Source organism: Nitrospirota bacterium (genome assembly GCA_016194305.1).
GTDB lineage: Bacteria > Nitrospirota > Nitrospiria > JACQBW01 > JACQBW01 > JACQBW01.
In genome coordinates, this window is the sequence record JACQBW010000037.1 from 52,982 (window position 1) to 71,830 (window position 18,849).

Consider the following 18,849-nt stretch of genomic DNA (forward strand, 5'->3'; position numbering starts at 1 on the left):
AAAAAATGTCATTACAGTTCCCAGGGATAGCCAATGAAGACACAAGGCAATGTCCCTTCCGATCCGGTGGCCAGATCAGCCCTGAAGACGACCCCTGAAGCGGTCACCATGCGCAGACCGAATCCTGCGGACGACCGCCAAACGTCGCCCGGCTGACTCGGCTCATCTGCAGTGCTTCCCGTCTCATAAAAGAACGCAAGCTGCCACGAATTGCGAATATCCCTCATGATAAAAATGTCGAAAAAGGTCGATTCATCTGTCAAATTCCACCGAATTTCGGATCCGTAAAAAAGGGTGTGGGACCCTTGATACCTCATGTTGGGATACGATCGCAGACGATTGAATCCGCCCAAAGTCGTGGCTGTTCCATAGGTATTGCCCACGACCGTGTTTTGAATAAAGTGAGTGCAGTCTGCGGCTTGGGGCGGAGCCAGCGCAGAACAGTTGAGTCCCAGAGTCGATTCTATCGTGGACGGATTGGTGTCCCCTTTCTGATCGACATGTGCATCGGAGCGCAAAAAGCTGAATGCCCAAGTGCTGCGTCTTCCAAGAGGAAAATAGGCCGATGCATTGTAATCCTGGAGATAGAAGTCCGGGCCCATTTCTCTCGGAGGCGTCATCGTCCGGCTGATGTCCAGGCGGAATCCTCGTCTCGGATCGGCGTAATCATCAGTCAGATCCAGCCGAGTCCCAACCAGGGCGACGTGGCCTCGTTCTACGGGCGCGTTCTGGCTCTGGACAATGACATTGCCATCCCGGTCGCGAATGCTCTTCAGCTGCGTGCTTCCTTCATAATACGCTCCGTAGAACTCAAAGCGCCGGTCAAAAAATGTGGCGGTCAGCCGGGAACCATAATAGGTAATATCTCCCAGCTCGATATTCGTATAATCGGATTGATCGGTATTCATTCCCCGCTGGCTGTAGTTCTGGATATTCGCGGAACTGATTTTGCTAAAGCCACTGTCGAGAATGAGCATCTTCGGAAGAATTTGCACATCTGCCAGACCTACCGCAAGTCCGATAATTTGGCCGCCAAACAAGATGCCGTACGCATCAGTGTGAGTTCCGGCAATGTTACTGGCGCCTCCCACCAGTCCAACACCCGAACCAATTCCTGGCAGACTGTAGGGATAAGGAAAAACCGCATAGCCAAACTCGGTTGAAAACTGGGACTTCCGTCGCTCTGGAATCACCCCGGCATCGGCAATGCTGTTCAAGAACAGTATGAAGGCGATGGCCACGAGTAATCTTTGTCCGCAATTCCCGATCATTTTCCCTCTTGTTTTAAGAACGTCGATTTCTGAAACTATCCCCCGCAAATACGGACCAGCGTTTCGGCGGGAGGGCCCTTTAATCCTTCTTTTTTCGCGGAATCACAGTCCAGAATAAGGAGATAATCCACCAGTTTTTCCAATGCGGCATATGTAAACTTTTGATCGTAACCCGCGGGCATAATCGAATGTTCCGAATTTGAATGATAGATAAAATCTGGCGAAATAAAATGATCCGGAGATACGATGGACTCCATCACATATTCTCTCGGAGAGTGGGCAGATGCCTTTCCGGTTTTTAAACGCAACTGATATTCAGGGGAGGCAAGCCGTTTTGGAGCAAGCACTTTCTCGATCAAAATAGGCCCCAGGGTTCCCGTTTTCCAGAGCATTCCGGGGATCTGGTGGCAGGAGGAACATCCCATTTTTTCAATGATTTGTTCCGGCGAATCGGTCTCAAGCGCCAGCTTTGGGGTCATGTGAGATGCCATACCAGCCATGTGATCTTGCGTTTGAGGAAGCCCGGATTCATACAATGAATAGAATGCGGTGATTAACAGAAGAAATCCCACCATAACCTGAAGAGATTGTCCCTTTTGAAAAAAGGAGGAGGTCAGGAAAAAGAAGACGGAGAATAAAAGAAAAGCAAAAACGAAGAGAAATGGGTTCATTCGAAAACCCCTGTGCAAGATCGACTCCTGAGCGCCGTTCCTGGTCTACTGTGTCATGACTTTCCATTGGGGAAAATTCCACCAGATTCCGATTGGCGTCACTCTTACTCCGGTAAATCTTTTTGCAAGTATGGGAAGAGACTGAGGATAATACAAGAAAGTATAGGGCTGATCGTCCGCGATCAGGGCATGAATTTCGTGATAAATCTGTTTTCTCTTTTCCTGATCACAGACTTTTCTCCCTTCAATCAAAAGCTGGTCCACTTTTGGATTTCGATAGGAAATAAAATTAAACTCTCCTTCTTTCGTCTTCTCGGAGGACCAGATATCGTATGGGTCCGGTTCCTGACCTAATCCCCATCCGAGAATAATGGCTTCAAATCTTTTCTTGTCGATAAACTGGTGAAGAAGCGCCTGCCATTCCAGAACTTGAATATTGACTTTGATACCAATCTGTTTCAGATTGGACTGAATGATTTCCGCACTTTTTTTTCTTTCTTCATTTCCTTGATTCGTCAACACGGTAAATTCAAACCGGCGGCCCTTTTTCTCGAGAATCCCATCGGCTCCCGGCTTCCATCCCGCCTCGGCTAACAAGGTTTTCGCTTTTCCCGGATCATATGGGAAGGGTTTGATCTCAGGGTTGTAAGCCCAAGATTCGGGAAGAAAAGGACCCGTCGCAATTTTCCCGTAGCCCAGCATGACACCATCAATGATATCCTGCCGATTAATTGCATACGTGATTGCACGTCGAATCATCTTATCTGAGAACAGGGGGTTAAGATGATTAAACCCCAGGTAAGTGTAGGAAAAACTGGGGTATTGATACTTATTAAAACTATTTTTGAAATAGGACGTTTCGGTCTGCTTTTGGTACTGAAGCGGGCTCAATCCCATATAGTCAAGATTTCCTGATTTCAGTTCGAGAAACATCGTAGCGCCATCCGGGATAATCCTGAAGAGATATTCCTGTATATCGGGGGTTCCTTCGAAATAGGCCGGGTTGGAAGTGAGAACGATTTTTTGTTGAGGAACCCACTCCTTAAAACGGTACGGACCAGTTCCAACCGGATGTTGATTGAACGAATCCGTTTGAAGATCTTTCCCGACTAGAAGATGTTTGGGAATGATGCCCATCCCCCAGTTCGCAAGACCGGGGGCAAATGATTCTTTATAGGTGACCTCGATCTGATAGGGATTGACGATTTTGACCTGATTCACTTTGTCAAAACCACCACTGTACGGAGTGGCAACTTTAGGGTCGATAATTTTCTCATAGGTAAATAGGAGATCTTCTGCGGTAAGCTCTTTCCCGTCGTGCCATTTGACCCCTTTGCGCAGGTGAAAGGAAACTTTTTTACAATCTGGAGAAGCTTCAAACGTCTCTGCCAGGTCAGGAACGAGCATCAGATCGGGGTCGTATTTAACCAACCCATTAAAAATCCATCCTGATATTTCAGCTGAGGCACCATCCGAGGCAAGAATCGGGCTTAATTTCTGGGCATCAGCGATCGATCCGACCGAAATCGATTTTGGATTTTTAGCGAAACCGTTATTTGGAGAGGACAACACCAGAAGAAGGGTCAAAACCAGACCGAATCTTGTATCAATCATCTTATTTTTTTTCCGGAGAAGGGGTCGGGATTCCGGTCGAAACGGCAGGGGGTCCAGGAACCGCGGCTGAACTCGAAGGCGCAGGCGGCTGAGGAGCTGGGGGCAACGATGCCTGCGGAGCCGGAGAAACCGGTGCCGGTGAGGGAAGGGTCGCAGGAATTGAAGAAGCGGATGAGGGAGCCGCTGTGGAACTGTTCATAATAGAATGTTCTCCAGCCCGTTCTCGCGACAAAAACGCCAAACTCAGGGAGGTGAGCATAAAGATGACGGCGGCACCCACGGTCATTTTACTTAAAAAAGTGGCAGCGCCGCGGCTTCCAAATATCGTCTGGCTAGAACCCCCGAATGACGCTCCAATCTCCGCTCCTTTTCCGGCCTGAAGCAATATGGCTCCAATCATGATGAAACTGACAAAAAGATGGATGATGATTAAAAAAGTATACATTTAAATTTCCTTCCTGATGGGTGTTAGGACATGCGCGTTCGTGATTTCTTTGTTCTTTTAATTTTCCAGTTTTCTTCAACGGCAGAAATAATCTTTTGAAAAGATTCTTCCTTTTGACTTGCGCCTCCGACCAGAAATCCGTCAATTTCAGGTTCTTGAATCAAGGCTTCGCAATTTTCAGGATTGACACTTCCTCCATACAAAATTCGAATTTCCGACGCGGTCGGCTTCCCAAAAAGGTTTTCAATCTTATTTCGTATAAAATGGTGCACTTCATTGGCCTGCCAGGGCGAGGCGGTTTTACCTGTACCGATCGCCCAGATCGGTTCATAGGCCAGGACCGTCCCCGCAACCTGTTTGGGTTTGAGGCCTTTCAATGCCTCATCTATCTGATCTTCCACTAGATAAAATGTCCGGCCGGCCCTCCGGACGGAAAGGGTTTCCCCAATACAGACCACAGGCGTGATCTTGTGTTTATAAGCACTTTCCAGTTTGCGGCGAACCTGGGTATAGGTCTCTCCAAAATATTGACGCCGTTCAGAATGCCCGAGAATCACCCACTGGCATCCCGCTTCCTTAATCAAGACAGGCGAGATTTCACCGGTATAAGCCCCCGCATCTTCCCAATGCATATTCTGGGCGCCGAGTTGCACCCGGCTATTCACACACTCAGAAGAAAAAAGGGAAATCGCCGTAAAAGGGGGCGCGATGACCACTTCCGATTCGGTCACCTGTTCCAGCATCGGGAGGAACTGCTTGATATACTCTTTCCCGTTCTGGAGGGTCATGTTCATTTTGAAGTTTCCCATGATAATCGGTCTTTTCACCCCAAACACTCCTTATTTAGATTCATCAATCAACTCGATTCGGAAGTACCGCAAGTCCGGGTAGAATCTTCCCTTCCAGGAGCTGGAGGGTCGCCCCTCCTCCCGTTGAAATAAACGAAAGGTTTTCAGATTCTCCTGCCCGGTGAACGGCAAGCGCGGTATCTCCGCCGCCGACGATACTGAGGGCATAAGCATTTCCAACGGCATGGGCAATGGAAAATGTCCCTCTTGAATAGGCATCCATTTCGAATAGTCCCATGGGACCATTCCACAAAATCGTCTTGGCGTTTGTCAACGCCTCCGAAAAGAGTTTCACAGATGCAGGACCGATGTCGAGCCCCATCCATCCTTTTGGAATTTCCTGAACGGGCAATATCTTGGTCTCAGCGCCAGGCTCGAGACTATTCGCGACCACGCAATCCACCGGAAGGTAAAATTTGATTCCTTTTGAAATGGCATGATCTTTGATTTCAAGAGCGAATTTCATCACATCCGGTTCAACCAACGATTCTCCCACTTCGTAGCCCATTGCACGAAGAAATGTAAATGCCATGCCGCCGCCAATAATGACTTTATCAACTTTCTTCCCCAGATTTTCAATGACCCCTATTTTTCCCGAGACTTTTGCCCCTCCGAGAATCGCGACAAAGGGACGGGGCGGATTTGCAACCGCTCCTTCGAGATATTCAATCTCTCTTTTCATTAGAAATCCAACGGCAGTCGTTTTGATGAATTTTGTAATCCCGGTAATGGAAGCATGGTCACGATGGACCGCACCGAAAGCATCATTGATATAAATATCTCCTAAGGAGGCGAGTGCTTTCGCAAACTTTTCGTCATTTGCTTCTTCACCCGGATGGAATCTGAGATTCTCCAGCAAGAGAACTTCGCCCGGATCCAGTCGAGAACACCTTTCTTCAACCTCAGGTCCAACGCAATCGGGGAGGAATTCTACTTTTTTTTCCAGAAGCCGTCCTAAACGTTTGGCCACCGTATTTAAACTGCATTGGGGATCAGGTTTCCCTTTCGGCCGGCCAAGGTGAGAACAAAGTATGACCTTGGCTCCTTCATCGATCGCATAGTTAATCGTCGGTAAAGTGGAGCGGATTCGGGTGTCATCGGTAATATTCAGATTGGAATCGAGAGGCACGTTAAAATCGGCCCGGATGATGACTCTTTTTCCTTTAAGTCTCAAATCCTCGATGGTAACCTTATTCATGTTCATGGAAGTCATTTGCCTCAATCGCGTTTCAAATCAATGATAAACATCGATTAAATATATTTATTCCGGATGATCAGCCGGGTCAGATCTTGAAGTCGCCGTGAAAACCCATATTCATTGTCATACCAGGCCAGAACTTTAACCATTTTTTTATTGATGACTTTTGTCAGGGACGCATCCAGAATTGAAGAATGGCTATTTCCGTTAAGATCAACGGATACCAGGGGTTCTTCGGTATATTCCAGAATTCCCTTCAGCTCATTTTGAGACGCCTTTTTAAAAAGTTCATTTATTTCAGGTGTTTCCGACTCCCGATTGACATCGACTACCAGGTCAATTAAAGAAACATTGGGAGTCGGAACCCGGATGGCCATTCCTTCCAGTATTCCGTGGATTTCAGGGATGACTTCCCCAATGGCCTTGGCCGCTCCCGTCGAAGTCGGAATCATTGAAACGCCCGCGGTTCTTGCCCTGCGCAGATCCTTATGCGGAGCATCCAGGACATGCTGATCATTGGTGTAGGAATGGACCGTCGTCATCGAGCCCCGTTTGATTCCAAGGGGGAGAAGCACCTTAATCAGGGGGGCCAGGCAATTCGTCGTACATGAGGCATTGGAAATAATATGGTGGCTCTGAAGGAGCTTGTCGTGATTGACTCCCATGACGACTGTCAAATCAGGGTTTTTGGCGGGCGCCGAGATGATCACTTTCCTGGCCCCGCCTTTCAAATGTTTATCAGCCCCTGCGCGGTCTGTAAATTTTCCAGTCGCCTCAATAACCAACTGGATTTTTTCTGTGCTCCAGGGAATTTTTTCCGGATCCCTTTCATTGATGACTTTGACCTCTTCTCCATTGACGAAAATTGACTGATTTCTTGCCTCAACATGCGCGTCAAGCGTCCCATGAACTGAATCATATTTCAAGAGATGGGCCAACGTTTTTGGATCCCCCAGGTCATTGATCACGGTGATCTTATAATCCGTCGCTTTCAGGGATTGACGAAAGAAAATTCTGCCTATTCTCCCGAAGCCATTAATACCGATTTGAATGCTCATGTATGAAACTTTCCCCTAATGTATGACAAAAGAATTCTATTTTTGGAGGGAGTTTTTAAAATATATCGCATGAGAGTTTGAGAGTCAATTGATTAAAGCCGGAATTTTGCCCACTGAAAGCGCGAGCGGAGCTGTCAGGAAAAGGAATAGATTTTCGTTCGCAGAAAAACGGCGGGACTCATAATCCAGACCCCTTCAAATTTCTTCAGGGGTTGAAGCTGTTTGGAATCCATGGAAATAATAAAGCTGGCTTTTCCTTCTACGGCACACTCCAAAATCCGGTTTGTCTCCTTTTTGTCCGGAAAGACCTTTGCCCGATGATGCGTTTCTACGACCTTTGCCAGTTTCGAGATGTTTTTAATGACATGATCTATCTCATCATTCTTATATTTCAATTTTTGTTTCATAAATTTTCTAAGTTCTTGCAAAATAAAAGAGGAGGTGACTAACATCATCTCTCCTCTTCTTATTTTTTGAAAGATCTGGTCGGAATTGCTTCCGGGAAAAATCAAAGCCGAAGCCAGAATTCCCGTATCCAGAACGATTTTTGGAGGTTTACTTTCTGCTCTCATGTACCATTCGTTCTACTTCTTCTTCCGATACGTAAGAAAACTCTCTCGCTTTTTGAGCCGCTTCCATCTGCAATTTTTTCCACTGATGTGTTTCTAAGAACTGCCCCAATGCTTCTCTGACCAAATCATTTTTGGTCACTTTCTCCTCTTTGGCGATTTTTTCAGTCTCTTTTATCATTTTTGGAGGGAGGGAGACCGTCCAAGATTTTACAGTGCTCAATAAAAACCTCCTTCATTAATAAACAGTTTGAAAAGTTAAAGTGATGTTGAATTTAACACCATCATAAATTATTTTTGTAGTTAAATCAAGGGGTTTTTAGCCTTTTCCATGCAAAATGGGTCCCTTAAATCAGAGGAAAGAGATCCCGGCCAGAAACTTTGACCATCAAGAATTTTTTGAACTCAAAAAGGTCTTAAATTTATAAGTTATTGATAAATAAATATTATTTAATTATCCATTTGGTAGAAATCAGAATAGGAGGGAACTTTCTTCGAAACGTCTTCCTGCGGAGGTTCAAAGCCTTTAATGAACGGTTCCGTAATCGTATTGTCGCCACTACTTTGGAGACCGGTCTGAGGATTGATCTTTGCGTAGACAATTTTTTCAGGTATGGAAAAGGAACGGTCAGGTAAAATTGTCAGAGCCTGGCGCATAAAAGAGATCCAGATTGGCAATGCGGCCGATGCACCCGCTTCCCTGTCGCCCAACGATCTCCGGTCGTCAAATCCAACCCAGACTCCTGTAACAATATTCGGGGTATATCCGATAAACCAGGCATCACCAAAATCATTGGTGGTTCCCGTCTTGCCGGCCACCTGCCTACCCAATTCACGGGCTCTCTGTCCCGTCCCTTTTTGGACAACATCCTCAAGCATATTGGTAATCATATAAGAGACTTCTTTTGAGACAGCCTCGCGAGGATGAAGCTCATGCTTCTCAAGGAGATTGCCGTTAGAGTCAATGACCGATTCAATAGAATAAGGATCATTATAGATCCCCTGGTCCGCATATACGCTATAAGCAGAAGTTAATTCCAGGACTCCCACGCTCGAGGTTCCCAGTGCGAGTGAAAGGTCTCGTTGAAACGAAGAGGTCATTCCCAGTTTTTTCGCAAAATCGATCGCTGTCGGTATGCCGATCTCTTCGAGCAACTTGATTGTAGCAAGATTTCGGGAATGAGCCAAAGCCTCCCGCAATGAGATCGGGCCGTAAAATTTTCCTTCATAATTTTCCGGCTTCCAGGTTTTGTTTAACTCCGAATCGGTATAAATAACTGGAGAATCAATCACCACATTAGACGGACTTTTCCCTTTTTCAAGTGCGGCGGCATAAATGATCGGTTTGAAAGCAGATCCGGGTTGCCTTTTGGCCAATACGGTGCGGTTAAATTCACTTTTTTTAAAATCATACCCCCCTACCATCGCTTTAATTCCTCCGGTGGCCGGATCAAGCGCGATCAGCGCTCCTTCGACCAAAGGATCCTGCTCCAGACTAAAATTATATTCTCCCGTTGCGGGATCATATTTTTTTAGACTGAGTTTTATCTTGTTCCCTTTTTTTAAGATCAGTTTCGCAGAAGCTTTGTCCAGATAGGTGACATCGTTCCTAAGATCTTTCCCGTGAAGGCCTTTTCTTGCCCAAAGCATTTCTTCAAGCTTGATTCTCCCCGATATTCCTTTAGCCTCAATCCGGGCAAACTGATCCTCGACCGAAATAACAATCCCTTCAAAAATTTCATCTCTCCCAAAGGGATTCCCCTGAATCAGAGGGCCCTCCTTTTTCTTCATGTTTTCAACAGATTCGACCTGTCCGATCGGTCCTCGAAATCCTTGCCGTTTGTCCAAGGCACGGAGTCCCTCTTTGATAGACTGCGTCGCTGAACTCTGCATCTGACTATTTAACGGGGTATTTACAATGAGGCCCCCTTTATAAACCGCCTCTTCGCCGTAGTTAGACATCAGGTATTGCCGGATATATTCCATGAAATAGGGGGAGACCTCGTCCTCTTTCTGGATCTTCTGGAAGGTCAAATTCTGTTTAAAAGCCTCCTGAGATTGTTCCTCGGAAATGAAGCCCGATACCACCATTCTTTTCAAGACAACTCCCTGTCTCTGTTTGGCTCGCTCCGGATAAAGGTAGGGTGAAAGATCAGAGGGTCCTTTCGGAAGACCCGCTATAAAAGCTGATTCTGCGAGTGTCAATTCGCTGACGTCCTTTCCAAAGTAGACTTTAGATGCTGCCTGAACACCGTAAGCACCGTTACCCAGATAGATTTGATTCAGATAGGTTTCAAGAATTTCATCTTTTGAAAGCACCGATTCGATCTGCATCGCGAGAAAAAATTCTTTAATTTTTCTTTTAATTTTTTTTTCAGGAGAGAGGAAAAGAGATCGAGCCAGCTGCATGGTTATTGTGCTCCCCCCTTCCTTAAAGTGAAGCGTTCGAATGTTGTTAAGGGTCGCTTTTAGGAAGCGCCAGTAGTCAAAACCACCATGTTCCATGAAACGGCTATCTTCGACAGCAATAATCGCCTGAAAGAGATGCTTGGGTATCTTGATCAAGGGGACAGGAGTGCGCCGTTCAATCGCGAAGTGACCGATCTGAACCCGGTTCTCATCGTAGACGCGAGTCGAGGCACTTGGCTTATACGTCCTCAGCCCTTCAATTGACGGAAGATCTCTGAGTAAAGACCAGATAAAACCGGCACACCCGAGAAGAACGATAAGAAAACAAGCAAGTAGAAGCAGGAGAATCTTTTTTTTATTGCTCTGATTTTTAAAGGGTATTTTATTTAAAGCAGGGTTGAGCTGGCCGTCGTCATGTCTACCATTATAAGGCATAGGAGTAACCCAATTGTAGAGGACCTCCAGATCGATGTCAAATAATCACGAACTGGATTTGACCTTTTAACCCTGTTACAATGAAAACATTTAGAAACAACACGGTCTGAGACTGAATAATGAGCAGCACCCAACTCTATCCCCGCCTGGTCAACCAGCCGTTTGGCGATCCTGGACTTTATATCGACATCAAGTGGGAACACCGGGGAATCCTTTTCGACCTGGGTAACAACAGTCCCCTTTCGCCCACAGCGGTATTGAAAATTTCTGATGTCTTTATTTCACATACCCATATGGACCACTTTATCGGATTCGACCGGTTCTTAAGAATCGTTTTGAGCCATCCCAAAACGATTCGGTTTTACGGTCCTCCCGGATTGATTAAAAACATCCAGGGAAAACTCGCCGGATATACCTGGAACCTGACCGGAGAGTACGCTTTAAATCTGGAAATCACAGAACTCCATCCGGACAAGAGAATCATGACATCCCTTAAGGCCTCCCGGCATTTCGAGCCCGAATCTCTCCAGTCACTTCCCTTTACGGAAGAGCTCCTGAAAGAACCGCTGATCTCCGTTTTTGCAATCGCATTGGACCATAAGATCCCCTCACTCGCTTTCAGTTTAAACGAACGGTTTCACATCAATATTATCAGGGAAGAGCTGGATAAAGCAGGCTTTGCACCTGGAAATTGGCTCAGGAAATTAAAAGAAGCGATCTGGGGAAACCTCGGGGCAGAGACCTTGATAGAAATTCCGGTGAAAAAGGGAATGGGAGATGAAGAATCCAGCAAAACTTTTCAGCTCAAAGAGCTTTCATCACTTTATACGGTGACAAAGGGACAAAAAATTTCATATGTCGTCGATACGCTTTATTCCAGCGAGAATGAAGAAAAGATTATCCGGTTAGCGTCGGGCTCTACCTCCTTTTTTTGTGAATCTCCTTTTCTGCATCGAGATGTCGATCAGGCCTCGGCTCGTTTTCACTTAACCGCGCGACAAGCCGGAATACTCGCTCGAAAAGCAGGTGTGGATTCCTTTCAGGTATTTCATTTTTCACCCCGATATGCCGGTGCTGAAAAAGAAATTTATGAAGAGGCCATGAACTCTTTCAAGGAAAAGGGATAACGGGTTAACATGCGCGAACATCGCTGGGAAAGCCTGGAACCACTTGATTTTGATCATTTGATGCTGGTTTGCGAGAAGCTTAAAGCTTCTGGCTTAAAAACTCGCGAAATCGATGAAGACCGGGCCTGTTATTTTGACGAATTCTCGGTCGAACGACTGGATGAAGTGAGCCGTCTTTCTCCGTGGGTGATGGACGAGTTGACGCTTGTTGAACTGAACAGGGAATGGAAGGGGGATTTTTTTCTTTTGGCGGGGCGGCATCATGATCTTTTTCGGATGCACGAGAGGATGGAAGCCTATTTATCCATCTCCCATCTCTGGAAAATACCTTCCCTTCCAGAATTTGACTGTCATGAACCGGAGGCGGTCGTCTGGATCGGATTCCGGGATACCCATGGATTTATCCGGATCCGGTTGATTCCTAAACAGATCATGACCCCCGGCGAGACACCCTCTGAAAAAAAGTTGAATCATTTTCTCTCGGAGAGGAGTCTGATTTTTTCTCTCATCGTTGCCGAGTTGGAACTGCCGATTTCTGTGGAAAGAGCTGAACGATCGGTAACCTTTTTCTCCACGGATCCGTCTGCCCTGGTTTCGTCAACATGGCCAGACGCCTTGGGTCCCTGCCAGTTTGAATTTGTCGTAACGGATCGCTATTCCCTGCTCGTTCCGGCGAGCCGTTTCGTCTTAAAGTTCGGAATGCCCTTGTCCCCTTTAAGAACGTTCTTGTCCGGGTTTCCACTTAATCATCTGGAACAATTTCATTCTCTTCAGCCGGATTCAGAGCTCTTTTACCGTGGCTTTATTCAGGCGCCCATTACAGATCTTCCCGAGATTATTTCTGCCGTCAGTCCGAACGGAAAAGGATTGATTAATCTCTGCGATTTTCAAATTGAAAAACTGTTCTCAATGCGTATCCGAGTCGAAGGCGTATTGGGCATTATCGGAGATAGGAATGGTTATAAATTAGAAGCACGTTTAAATAGACTCCCCTCGACAAAAACAGAAACAATGACTTGGCTTCAAAATCGGATCGGAATGCCTCTGGTTTATTCACCCCTCCCCGTATTTTGACTGATACCCTCTCCTGGAATCCCTCCTTAAACGGCTAGAAGCGACTTGATTTCCTCATCGATTGCCTCGGGCTTATCCGCAGGCGCAAATCGTTTCACAACATTTCCTTTACGATCAATCAGGAACTTTGTGAAATTCCATTTAATCGCTTCGGTTCCCAGTATGCCTGGCTTTGCTTTGACTAAAAATTGATAGAGCGGGTGGGCGTTTTGTCCATTGACTTCAATTTTTGAAAAGAGCGGAAACTTAACTCCAAAACTTGTTTCACAAAAATTCTTGATATCAGAATCTTTCCCCGGTTCCTGTGCACCAAACTGGTTGCAGGGAAATCCGAGAACGATAAGCCCCTCGACCCTATATTTATCGTATAACTTTTCCAGCCCTCCATATTGAGGCGTAAAACCACATTCGCTTGCCACATTGACAATAAGAAGAACCTTTCCCCGATATTCCAAAAACGAGACCTCCCGTCCGTCAATCGATTTGGCCTGGAAATCATAGACTGTCATCGTCATCCCCTTTCTCTCAGATTCCATTCTGATGTTCGGCGAACAAGCTTTTCATTATGAGATGGATTTTGTCATCAGTCAAGCTACCGACAAAAATAGGTTTAATCTATATTCGAATTATGATATAATCAAAACAATTATTTCCCATGGGGATACTAGGATATGGAAAAGGATTTTCAAAATGAAGTCTACCAGCTACACGCCGATATTTGCCAGGCGCTCTCCGATCCCAAGAGGATATTGATCCTGTATGAACTCAGAGAAGGACGCAGATCGGTAGGTCAACTCGCGGCAAACTTGAATTTGAAACAGGCTAATCTTTCCCAACACTTAATGGTCCTCAGAGAACGGGAAATGGTGAAAATGGAGAGACAGGGTACAGCCGTCTATTATTCATTGGTCAATTTAAAGGTCATTGAAGCTCTCGATCTATTGAGGGAAGTGTTGGCCGAAAAACTCTATAAAACAAGCATGTTGGCCAATTCCCTGGCAAACTCCGCCTGATGAACCTGGAAAAAAAATGAACAAACCTCAGATCTCAAAAGCAGATAAAGAGCTCGATTTGACAGGCGACGTCTGCCCGATTACTTTCGTCAAATCAAAATTGATGCTTGAAAAAATGAATACCGGTGAAATATTAAAAGTGACACTAGACTATGCCCCGTCAGCCGTCAATGTTCCAAAAAGTCTTGAACATGATGGACACCAGGTTTTAAGAGTGGATGAAGTTGGAAACGAGCTCTGGGAAGTCCTCGTCAGGAAAGTGTGAAGCGAGACCTTGAAATCATTGTACATCGGCATGCTATTGACAACCAGTCCGGAACACCAAAATACTTTTACGGTTTACCAGCTCGCCAACGCATTTGCACGGGCTCGACATACCGTTGATCTATTTTTGATGGATGACGGCGTCTATCATGCAGAAGTCAATGATTCGAAACGGAAACTCTTCTCAAGATTTAATGAGTTGATTGAAAAAAAAGTGAGAATTTCTCTCTGTGCCATGTCGGCGGAATCCAGGGGACTTGAAATACAAAGTCTCCTTCCCGGGGTCAGTTATTCGAGCCAGACGGAACTCTCCGAGATCGTGAAAAAGTGCGACCGGTTCCTTTCATTTGGATAGATAAAATTGTCAAGAAATGTCGCAGTGATCATACGAAGTTCACCCTTGAATACCCTCAAGAGTGTGGAAGCCTTCCGTTTAAGTATCGGGCTTACCCTTGAAGGAAACCGGGTGGATCTCCTACTCATGGAAGAGGGCGTTTGGAACGCACTTCCCTTCAGGGCTCGAACGGTGGAACGACCGGATGCAGAGCAGTATATTCAGGCGATGGAACTTTGCGGAGTAACGGGCCATGTCGACTGGCAAGAGATTCCTTCCCCTTTTCGTTCTGCGATTAGAGGAGAATTTAGAAAGAAATCAAAAAGAGAAATGATTGACATTATCGATCAGGCTGAGCTGGTCATACCGTATTAAATGAAAACACTTCATATTATAAGAACAATTAATGACCCTCTGGTTCGATCGGTCATCGAAGCCTCTCGCGAAGAAGATATTGCGGTCCTGTTAATGCAAGATGCCGTTTATGGGGACTATCAGATTGGAACAGTTCCACTTTTCGCTTGCCGCGAAGACCTCGCGGCCCGGCAGATTGAAAAAAGGGTTCGTTCGCTCTCGTACGACGAAGTGGCAGAGCTCGTCGCGGAATATGAACGGACGATTGTCTGGTGAAGTCGAGACTCCTTAAAAAGTGTTTGCCATAAGAAAATAGGGGAGAAGATCATCATGTCATTACAACCGAACGTCAAACTGGACTGCAAAGGTTTAAGCTGTCCTTTACCTGTGATCAAAACAAAAAAAATAATTGACGGAATGAAACTGGGGGAAATCCTGGAAATGACTGCTACCGATCCCGGGTCGGTTAACGACATGACCGCCTGGAGCCATCGAACGGGACAGGAACTTCTTGAACATAAGGAAGATCACGGCGCCTATATCTTTTACATTAAGAAAATCAAATAATTTTTCTGCCTTGGAGGTAAGAATATGTCTATTGTGAATAAAGAAGTTCAGGAACTTGTTGATGAGAAACTCAAAGAGGCCATTGAAATCAGACTCAATGGCTGGATCGAACAAAAGGTAAACACCCTGGTCGAGGCACGATTGGCCGCACTGGAGGCAAAATTTAAAAAGGAAGAATCCCGAAAAAAGAGATTTGCGATCGTTGCTTCAAAAGGATCTATGGATATGGCCTATCCTCCCCTAATTCTTGCCTCGACCGCGGCGGCTCTCGATATGGAGGCTGCAATCTTTTTTACCTTTTATGGACTCGACATCATCAATAAGAAAAAATTCAGACATTTGAAGGTTCCCTCTTTGGCGAATCCCGCAATGCCAATTCCGGTCCCAAATTTTATAGGTGCCCTCCCTGGGATGACTGCTATGGCAACGCTCATGATGAAAAGCTGGATGACCAAGGCCCACGTTGCAACGGTCCCGGAGTTAATTGAACTTTGCCAGGAGTGCGGAGTTCGCCTCATCGGATGTCAGATGACAATGGATGTGATGGGTGTAAAGAAATCCGACTTAATCGACGGGATTGAAATCGGAGGGGCCGCAACTTTTCTTGATTACGCCGCCGAAGCCGATATCCCGATGTTTGTTTAACTTTAATTCGAGTTCATCTGGACCTATGCGATTTTCGGCAAAAGCAGAATACGGAGTCTGGGCACTACTTGAATTGGCCCTTAACGAAGGGAGAGGCCCCCTGCAGGTCAGAACCATATCCAAAAGACATCAAATCCCTCTCCGGTTTCTGGAGCAGGTCATGAGCGTTCTGAAGAACGGAGGATTCGTGGAAAGCATCCGGGGCGCTCAAGGGGGTTATCTCCTGGCGCGTTCTCCGAAGGAGATTACGCTGGCAGAAATTGTCCAGAGCATTGAAGGTTCGCTTTCCCCCATGATCTGCATTTCTGAAGGGGAAGATAAACAGTGCTTACAGCCGACAGAACCTCCCGGGTGTGTTTTGAAGGAGGTCTGGTCGGAGGTCCGGAACGCGATCCTGACGGTTTTGAATCGTCAGACCCTTCAGGAGCTTGCCGAACGATACCGTGCTGCGGAACATCATAAGACCATGATGTTCCATATCTAGGCAGACCTCTTTCGTTTCGTTCCTGACTGCTCCTTAAATAACCGTTCAATCTCTATGTCTGCCCGCTATACTCCTCTCTTTTTCGCACCTTTTCCCTCTTTCATAAAAATTCCGACCCTAAACCAGGCCATCCGCCCTTCGATCGATTTTTGACAACTGGCGAATCGGGAGGGATAATTTAGGCGTGACGCTAATCTAACGGAGGAGAAAATGAAGAAACAGAACAAAAAGAAATTAAGCGCACGAAAGGTACCCGTTAAACGCGTAAAAACGGAAAAAAGTATTCCCGGTCCAAACGCCCTGAATTGGGTCGCCCGCGATGAGAAAGTTATTTCCAACTCCTTCACCCGCTACTATCCACTTGTGGTGCAATCGGGCCGCGGCGTCAGAGTTACCGATGTGGATGGTTATGAGTATCTCGACTTTACTTCCGGCCTCGGAACGGCCCTGACAGGGCACTGCCATCCACAAATCGTGAACGCCATTACCGAACAAGCAAAGAAACTCATTCATATGTCAGGAACTGATTTTTATTATTCTTCTCAAATCCGGTTTGCCGAAGAAATCGGAGCCATGATGCCCGCCATGTTGCCTCACAAAGTCTTTTTAAGCAACTCTGGAGCCGAAGCCAACGAGGCCGCGCTCAAACTGGCGCGATTCGCTACCAAAAGGCCGCAGTTTATCGCCTTTCAAGGTGCTTTTCATGGGAGGACCATGGGTGCGCTGGCTCTGACCGGGAGTAAGACGGTACAGAAAAAATCGTTTTTTCCAATGATGCCGGGTGTCACGCATGTTCCCTATCCCAATTGTTATCGATGTCCGATTAATTTGAAGTATCCCAGCTGCCAGGTCGCCTGCGTCGATACGATCAAAGAAGAAATCCTTAAAACGACAATTCCTCCCGATGAAGTCGCCGCAATATTTGTCGAGCCCATTCAGGGAGAGGGGGGCTATGTCGTCCCTCCTCCCGACTATTTTAAGAAACTCAAAACTATAGCTGATGAATACGGTATTTTGATCGTGGCCGATGAAGTTCAGTCAGGTTCCGGTCGAACCGGGCGCTTTTTGGCCATGGAGCATTTCGGAATATCCGCCGATATTGTTACCCTTGCAAAGGGAATTGCATCAGGAATGCCGCTGGGCGTTACGATTTCACGTGAATCACTGATGGCCTGGGGACCGGGTTCGCATGCAAATACCTTTGGAGGTCACCCGATTTCCTGCGAGGCAGCCTTGAAAACACTTGAACTTCTTAAAAATGGGATGATGGATAACGCCGCACGAATGGGTAACTATCTCCTCGAACGTCTTAGGACCATGAAATCGAAGTATCGCCTTATCGGAGATGTCCGGGGACTCGGACTCATGATTGGCATTGAACTGGTGAAAAACCGAGAGACCAAGGAAAGAGCGATAGAAGAAAGAAACGAGGTTATCCAGGCCTGCTTTAGAAAAGGATTTTTGATTGTCGGATGTGGCGAGAATACAATTCGCTTCATCCCCCCGGTGATCATTTCGCTCAAAGAGGCGGATGAAGCCCTTTCTCTTTTTGAAGAGGCTCTTTATGAAACGGAACAAAAGAGATTCCCTCTTAAAAAGGTCGTCTGAAAAATCGGCTCATTTTATTTCTCCATTTTCAATCATTTCGAGCAGATTACCCGCCTGTTCCATTCCAAGCGAATCGGCCTTTTCCAGGTAACGCTTTCCTTTTTCGCGTTCTTTTGCTCTGAGATAACAGACGCCGAGTGAATAGTTGATGTTTGGGTCGTTTTTATACTCGGAATAAATCGGTTCAAGATAGGAAATTGCCGAACGGCAGTCATTTAAGAAATATTGTGCCAGGCCAATGGAATAGCGTGCATGGCTCAGGTAAGGAGATTTTTTTTCCAAATAGAGTTTTTCGGCTGTTTTCAATTCGCGAAGTGCCTCTTCGTTCTTTCCGATTGTCAGGTAGTCCGAGCCGAGTCCATAATACCCTTCCGGATTCTGGGGTTCCATTTCAATGACCATCTTATATTCATCGGCAGATTCCCGAATCCTGTTCTGTAATCGAAAATCGGCTGCGAGCTGTGTATGGGCGGATGCATCTTTCATATTGGCTTCGATTGCTTTCTGGTGCCAATAAATCGCTTCATCCACCTTGTCTCCTTTCTGATAAATCGTTCCTACCTGATCCATTGCGTCACAAAATCCCGGATCGATGGCAATGGCTTTCAAGTAAAAATCGAGCGCCTCCCTGATCTTTTTATTATCGGCAAGAATTTTCGCCTGCCAAAAAGAATCGACAGCCCTGCCCTCTTTAGAGGGACAATATAATTTTGAATCAACCTGAACTTGCGAGGCAGATTCAGCGTTAAATTGCCTCACTGTCAAAAATAAAAGAAGAAAAATAACAACGATTCGTATCAGATTCTGTATCCCATTCATTCCAGTTCACCTTATTTCAGAGACTTCCTTTACTTCCCGAAC

At 46.1% G+C, this 18,849-nt stretch carries 23 protein-coding genes; 11 read left to right on the plus strand and 12 right to left on the minus strand.

Annotated features, from left to right (window positions below; genetic code table 11):
• Positions 1 to 11: 11 nt before the first annotated feature.
• The 10 genes from HY200_11050 to HY200_11095 form a co-directional block, all read right to left on the minus strand.
• Positions 12 to 1,271 carry a hypothetical protein gene (locus tag HY200_11050; protein MBI3595483.1) on the minus strand — a complete coding sequence of 420 codons (1,260 nt, stop codon included), beginning with the start codon at positions 1,269 to 1,271 and terminating at the stop codon, positions 12 to 14.
• 35 nt (positions 1,272 to 1,306) lie between these two features.
• Positions 1,307 to 1,942, minus strand: a complete 636-nt coding sequence (locus HY200_11055; protein MBI3595484.1) for a hypothetical protein — start codon at positions 1,940 to 1,942, stop codon at positions 1,307 to 1,309.
• 45 nt (positions 1,943 to 1,987) lie between these two features.
• Positions 1,988 to 3,556: a peptide-binding protein gene (locus HY200_11060; protein MBI3595485.1), complete on the minus strand. Its 1,569-nt coding sequence runs from the start codon at positions 3,554 to 3,556 to the stop codon at positions 1,988 to 1,990.
• A gap of 1 nt (position 3,557) precedes the next feature.
• A complete protein-coding gene (gene secG, locus HY200_11065; GenBank protein ID MBI3595486.1) occupies positions 3,558 to 4,001 on the minus strand; it encodes a preprotein translocase subunit SecG in 444 nt (147 codons plus the stop codon).
• Between the two features lie 23 nt (positions 4,002 to 4,024).
• Entirely contained in the window at positions 4,025 to 4,828 is an 804-nt protein-coding gene (locus HY200_11070) for a triose-phosphate isomerase (GenBank protein ID MBI3595487.1), read from the minus strand.
• Positions 4,829 to 4,853: 25 nt separating this feature from the next.
• Positions 4,854 to 6,053: a phosphoglycerate kinase gene (locus HY200_11075; protein ID MBI3595488.1), complete on the minus strand. Its 1,200-nt coding sequence runs from the start codon at positions 6,051 to 6,053 to the stop codon at positions 4,854 to 4,856.
• Positions 6,054 to 6,100: 47 nt separating this feature from the next.
• On the minus strand, positions 6,101 to 7,105 hold the full coding sequence (gene gap / locus HY200_11080) for a type I glyceraldehyde-3-phosphate dehydrogenase (GenBank protein MBI3595489.1): 1,005 nt from the start codon (positions 7,103 to 7,105) through the stop codon (positions 6,101 to 6,103).
• Between the two features lie 134 nt (positions 7,106 to 7,239).
• Positions 7,240 to 7,677, minus strand: coding sequence for a putative toxin-antitoxin system toxin component, PIN family (locus HY200_11085; GenBank protein ID MBI3595490.1), 438 nt, complete (start codon positions 7,675 to 7,677; stop codon positions 7,240 to 7,242).
• Positions 7,661 to 7,897, minus strand: coding sequence for a ribbon-helix-helix protein, CopG family (locus HY200_11090; protein MBI3595491.1), 237 nt, complete (start codon positions 7,895 to 7,897; stop codon positions 7,661 to 7,663). The genes HY200_11085 and HY200_11090 overlap by 17 nt, the downstream gene beginning before the upstream one ends.
• Positions 7,898 to 8,124: 227 nt before the next feature.
• Entirely contained in the window at positions 8,125 to 10,518 is a 2,394-nt protein-coding gene (locus tag HY200_11095; protein ID MBI3595492.1) for a PBP1A family penicillin-binding protein, read from the minus strand.
• Between the two features lie 119 nt (positions 10,519 to 10,637).
• Between HY200_11095 and HY200_11100 the strand changes: the two genes are divergently transcribed.
• A complete protein-coding gene (locus tag HY200_11100) occupies positions 10,638 to 11,645 on the plus strand; it encodes a ribonuclease Z (GenBank protein MBI3595493.1) in 1,008 nt (335 codons plus the stop codon).
• A gap of 9 nt (positions 11,646 to 11,654) precedes the next feature.
• A complete protein-coding gene (locus tag HY200_11105) occupies positions 11,655 to 12,719 on the plus strand; it encodes a hypothetical protein (protein ID MBI3595494.1) in 1,065 nt (354 codons plus the stop codon).
• 26 nt (positions 12,720 to 12,745) lie between these two features.
• Here HY200_11105 and HY200_11110 read toward each other — a convergent pair whose 3' ends face one another.
• Positions 12,746 to 13,228 carry a glutathione peroxidase gene (locus HY200_11110; protein MBI3595495.1) on the minus strand — a complete coding sequence of 161 codons (483 nt, stop codon included), beginning with the start codon at positions 13,226 to 13,228 and terminating at the stop codon, positions 12,746 to 12,748.
• 162 nt (positions 13,229 to 13,390) lie between these two features.
• Between HY200_11110 and HY200_11115 the strand changes: the two genes are divergently transcribed.
• The 9 genes from HY200_11115 (at position 13,391) to HY200_11155 (ending at position 17,988) form a co-directional block, all read left to right on the plus strand.
• Entirely contained in the window at positions 13,391 to 13,732 is a 342-nt protein-coding gene (locus HY200_11115) for a winged helix-turn-helix transcriptional regulator (GenBank protein ID MBI3595496.1), read from the plus strand.
• Between the two features lie 16 nt (positions 13,733 to 13,748).
• Positions 13,749 to 13,997 carry a sulfurtransferase TusA family protein gene (locus HY200_11120; GenBank protein ID MBI3595497.1) on the plus strand — a complete coding sequence of 83 codons (249 nt, stop codon included), beginning with the start codon at positions 13,749 to 13,751 and terminating at the stop codon, positions 13,995 to 13,997.
• Between the two features lie 9 nt (positions 13,998 to 14,006).
• Positions 14,007 to 14,351, plus strand: coding sequence for a DsrE family protein (locus HY200_11125; protein ID MBI3595498.1), 345 nt, complete (start codon positions 14,007 to 14,009; stop codon positions 14,349 to 14,351).
• A gap of 6 nt (positions 14,352 to 14,357) precedes the next feature.
• On the plus strand, positions 14,358 to 14,705 hold the full coding sequence (locus tag HY200_11130) for a DsrE family protein (protein ID MBI3595499.1): 348 nt from the start codon (positions 14,358 to 14,360) through the stop codon (positions 14,703 to 14,705).
• Positions 14,706 to 14,960, plus strand: coding sequence for a hypothetical protein (locus tag HY200_11135; GenBank protein ID MBI3595500.1), 255 nt, complete (start codon positions 14,706 to 14,708; stop codon positions 14,958 to 14,960).
• Between the two features lie 54 nt (positions 14,961 to 15,014).
• Positions 15,015 to 15,251 carry a sulfurtransferase TusA family protein gene (locus tag HY200_11140; protein ID MBI3595501.1) on the plus strand — a complete coding sequence of 79 codons (237 nt, stop codon included), beginning with the start codon at positions 15,015 to 15,017 and terminating at the stop codon, positions 15,249 to 15,251.
• Positions 15,252 to 15,275: 24 nt separating this feature from the next.
• Positions 15,276 to 15,896: a DsrE/DsrF/DrsH-like family protein gene (locus HY200_11145; GenBank protein MBI3595502.1), complete on the plus strand. Its 621-nt coding sequence runs from the start codon at positions 15,276 to 15,278 to the stop codon at positions 15,894 to 15,896.
• A gap of 25 nt (positions 15,897 to 15,921) precedes the next feature.
• Positions 15,922 to 16,380 (plus strand): Rrf2 family transcriptional regulator, encoded by a 459-nt coding sequence (locus HY200_11150; protein MBI3595503.1) that lies wholly within the window; start codon positions 15,922 to 15,924, stop codon positions 16,378 to 16,380.
• Between the two features lie 210 nt (positions 16,381 to 16,590).
• Positions 16,591 to 17,988, plus strand: coding sequence for an acetyl ornithine aminotransferase family protein (locus HY200_11155; protein MBI3595504.1), 1,398 nt, complete (start codon positions 16,591 to 16,593; stop codon positions 17,986 to 17,988).
• A 9-nt stretch (positions 17,989 to 17,997) separates the two neighbouring features.
• On the opposite strand, the gene HY200_11160 is transcribed toward HY200_11155, so the two are convergent.
• The gene (locus tag HY200_11160) at positions 17,998 to 18,807 is read right to left on the minus strand and encodes a hypothetical protein (GenBank protein MBI3595505.1); all 810 of its coding nucleotides are present in this window, start codon (positions 18,805 to 18,807) and stop codon (positions 17,998 to 18,000) included.
• Between the last annotated feature and the right edge of the window lie 42 nt (positions 18,808 to 18,849).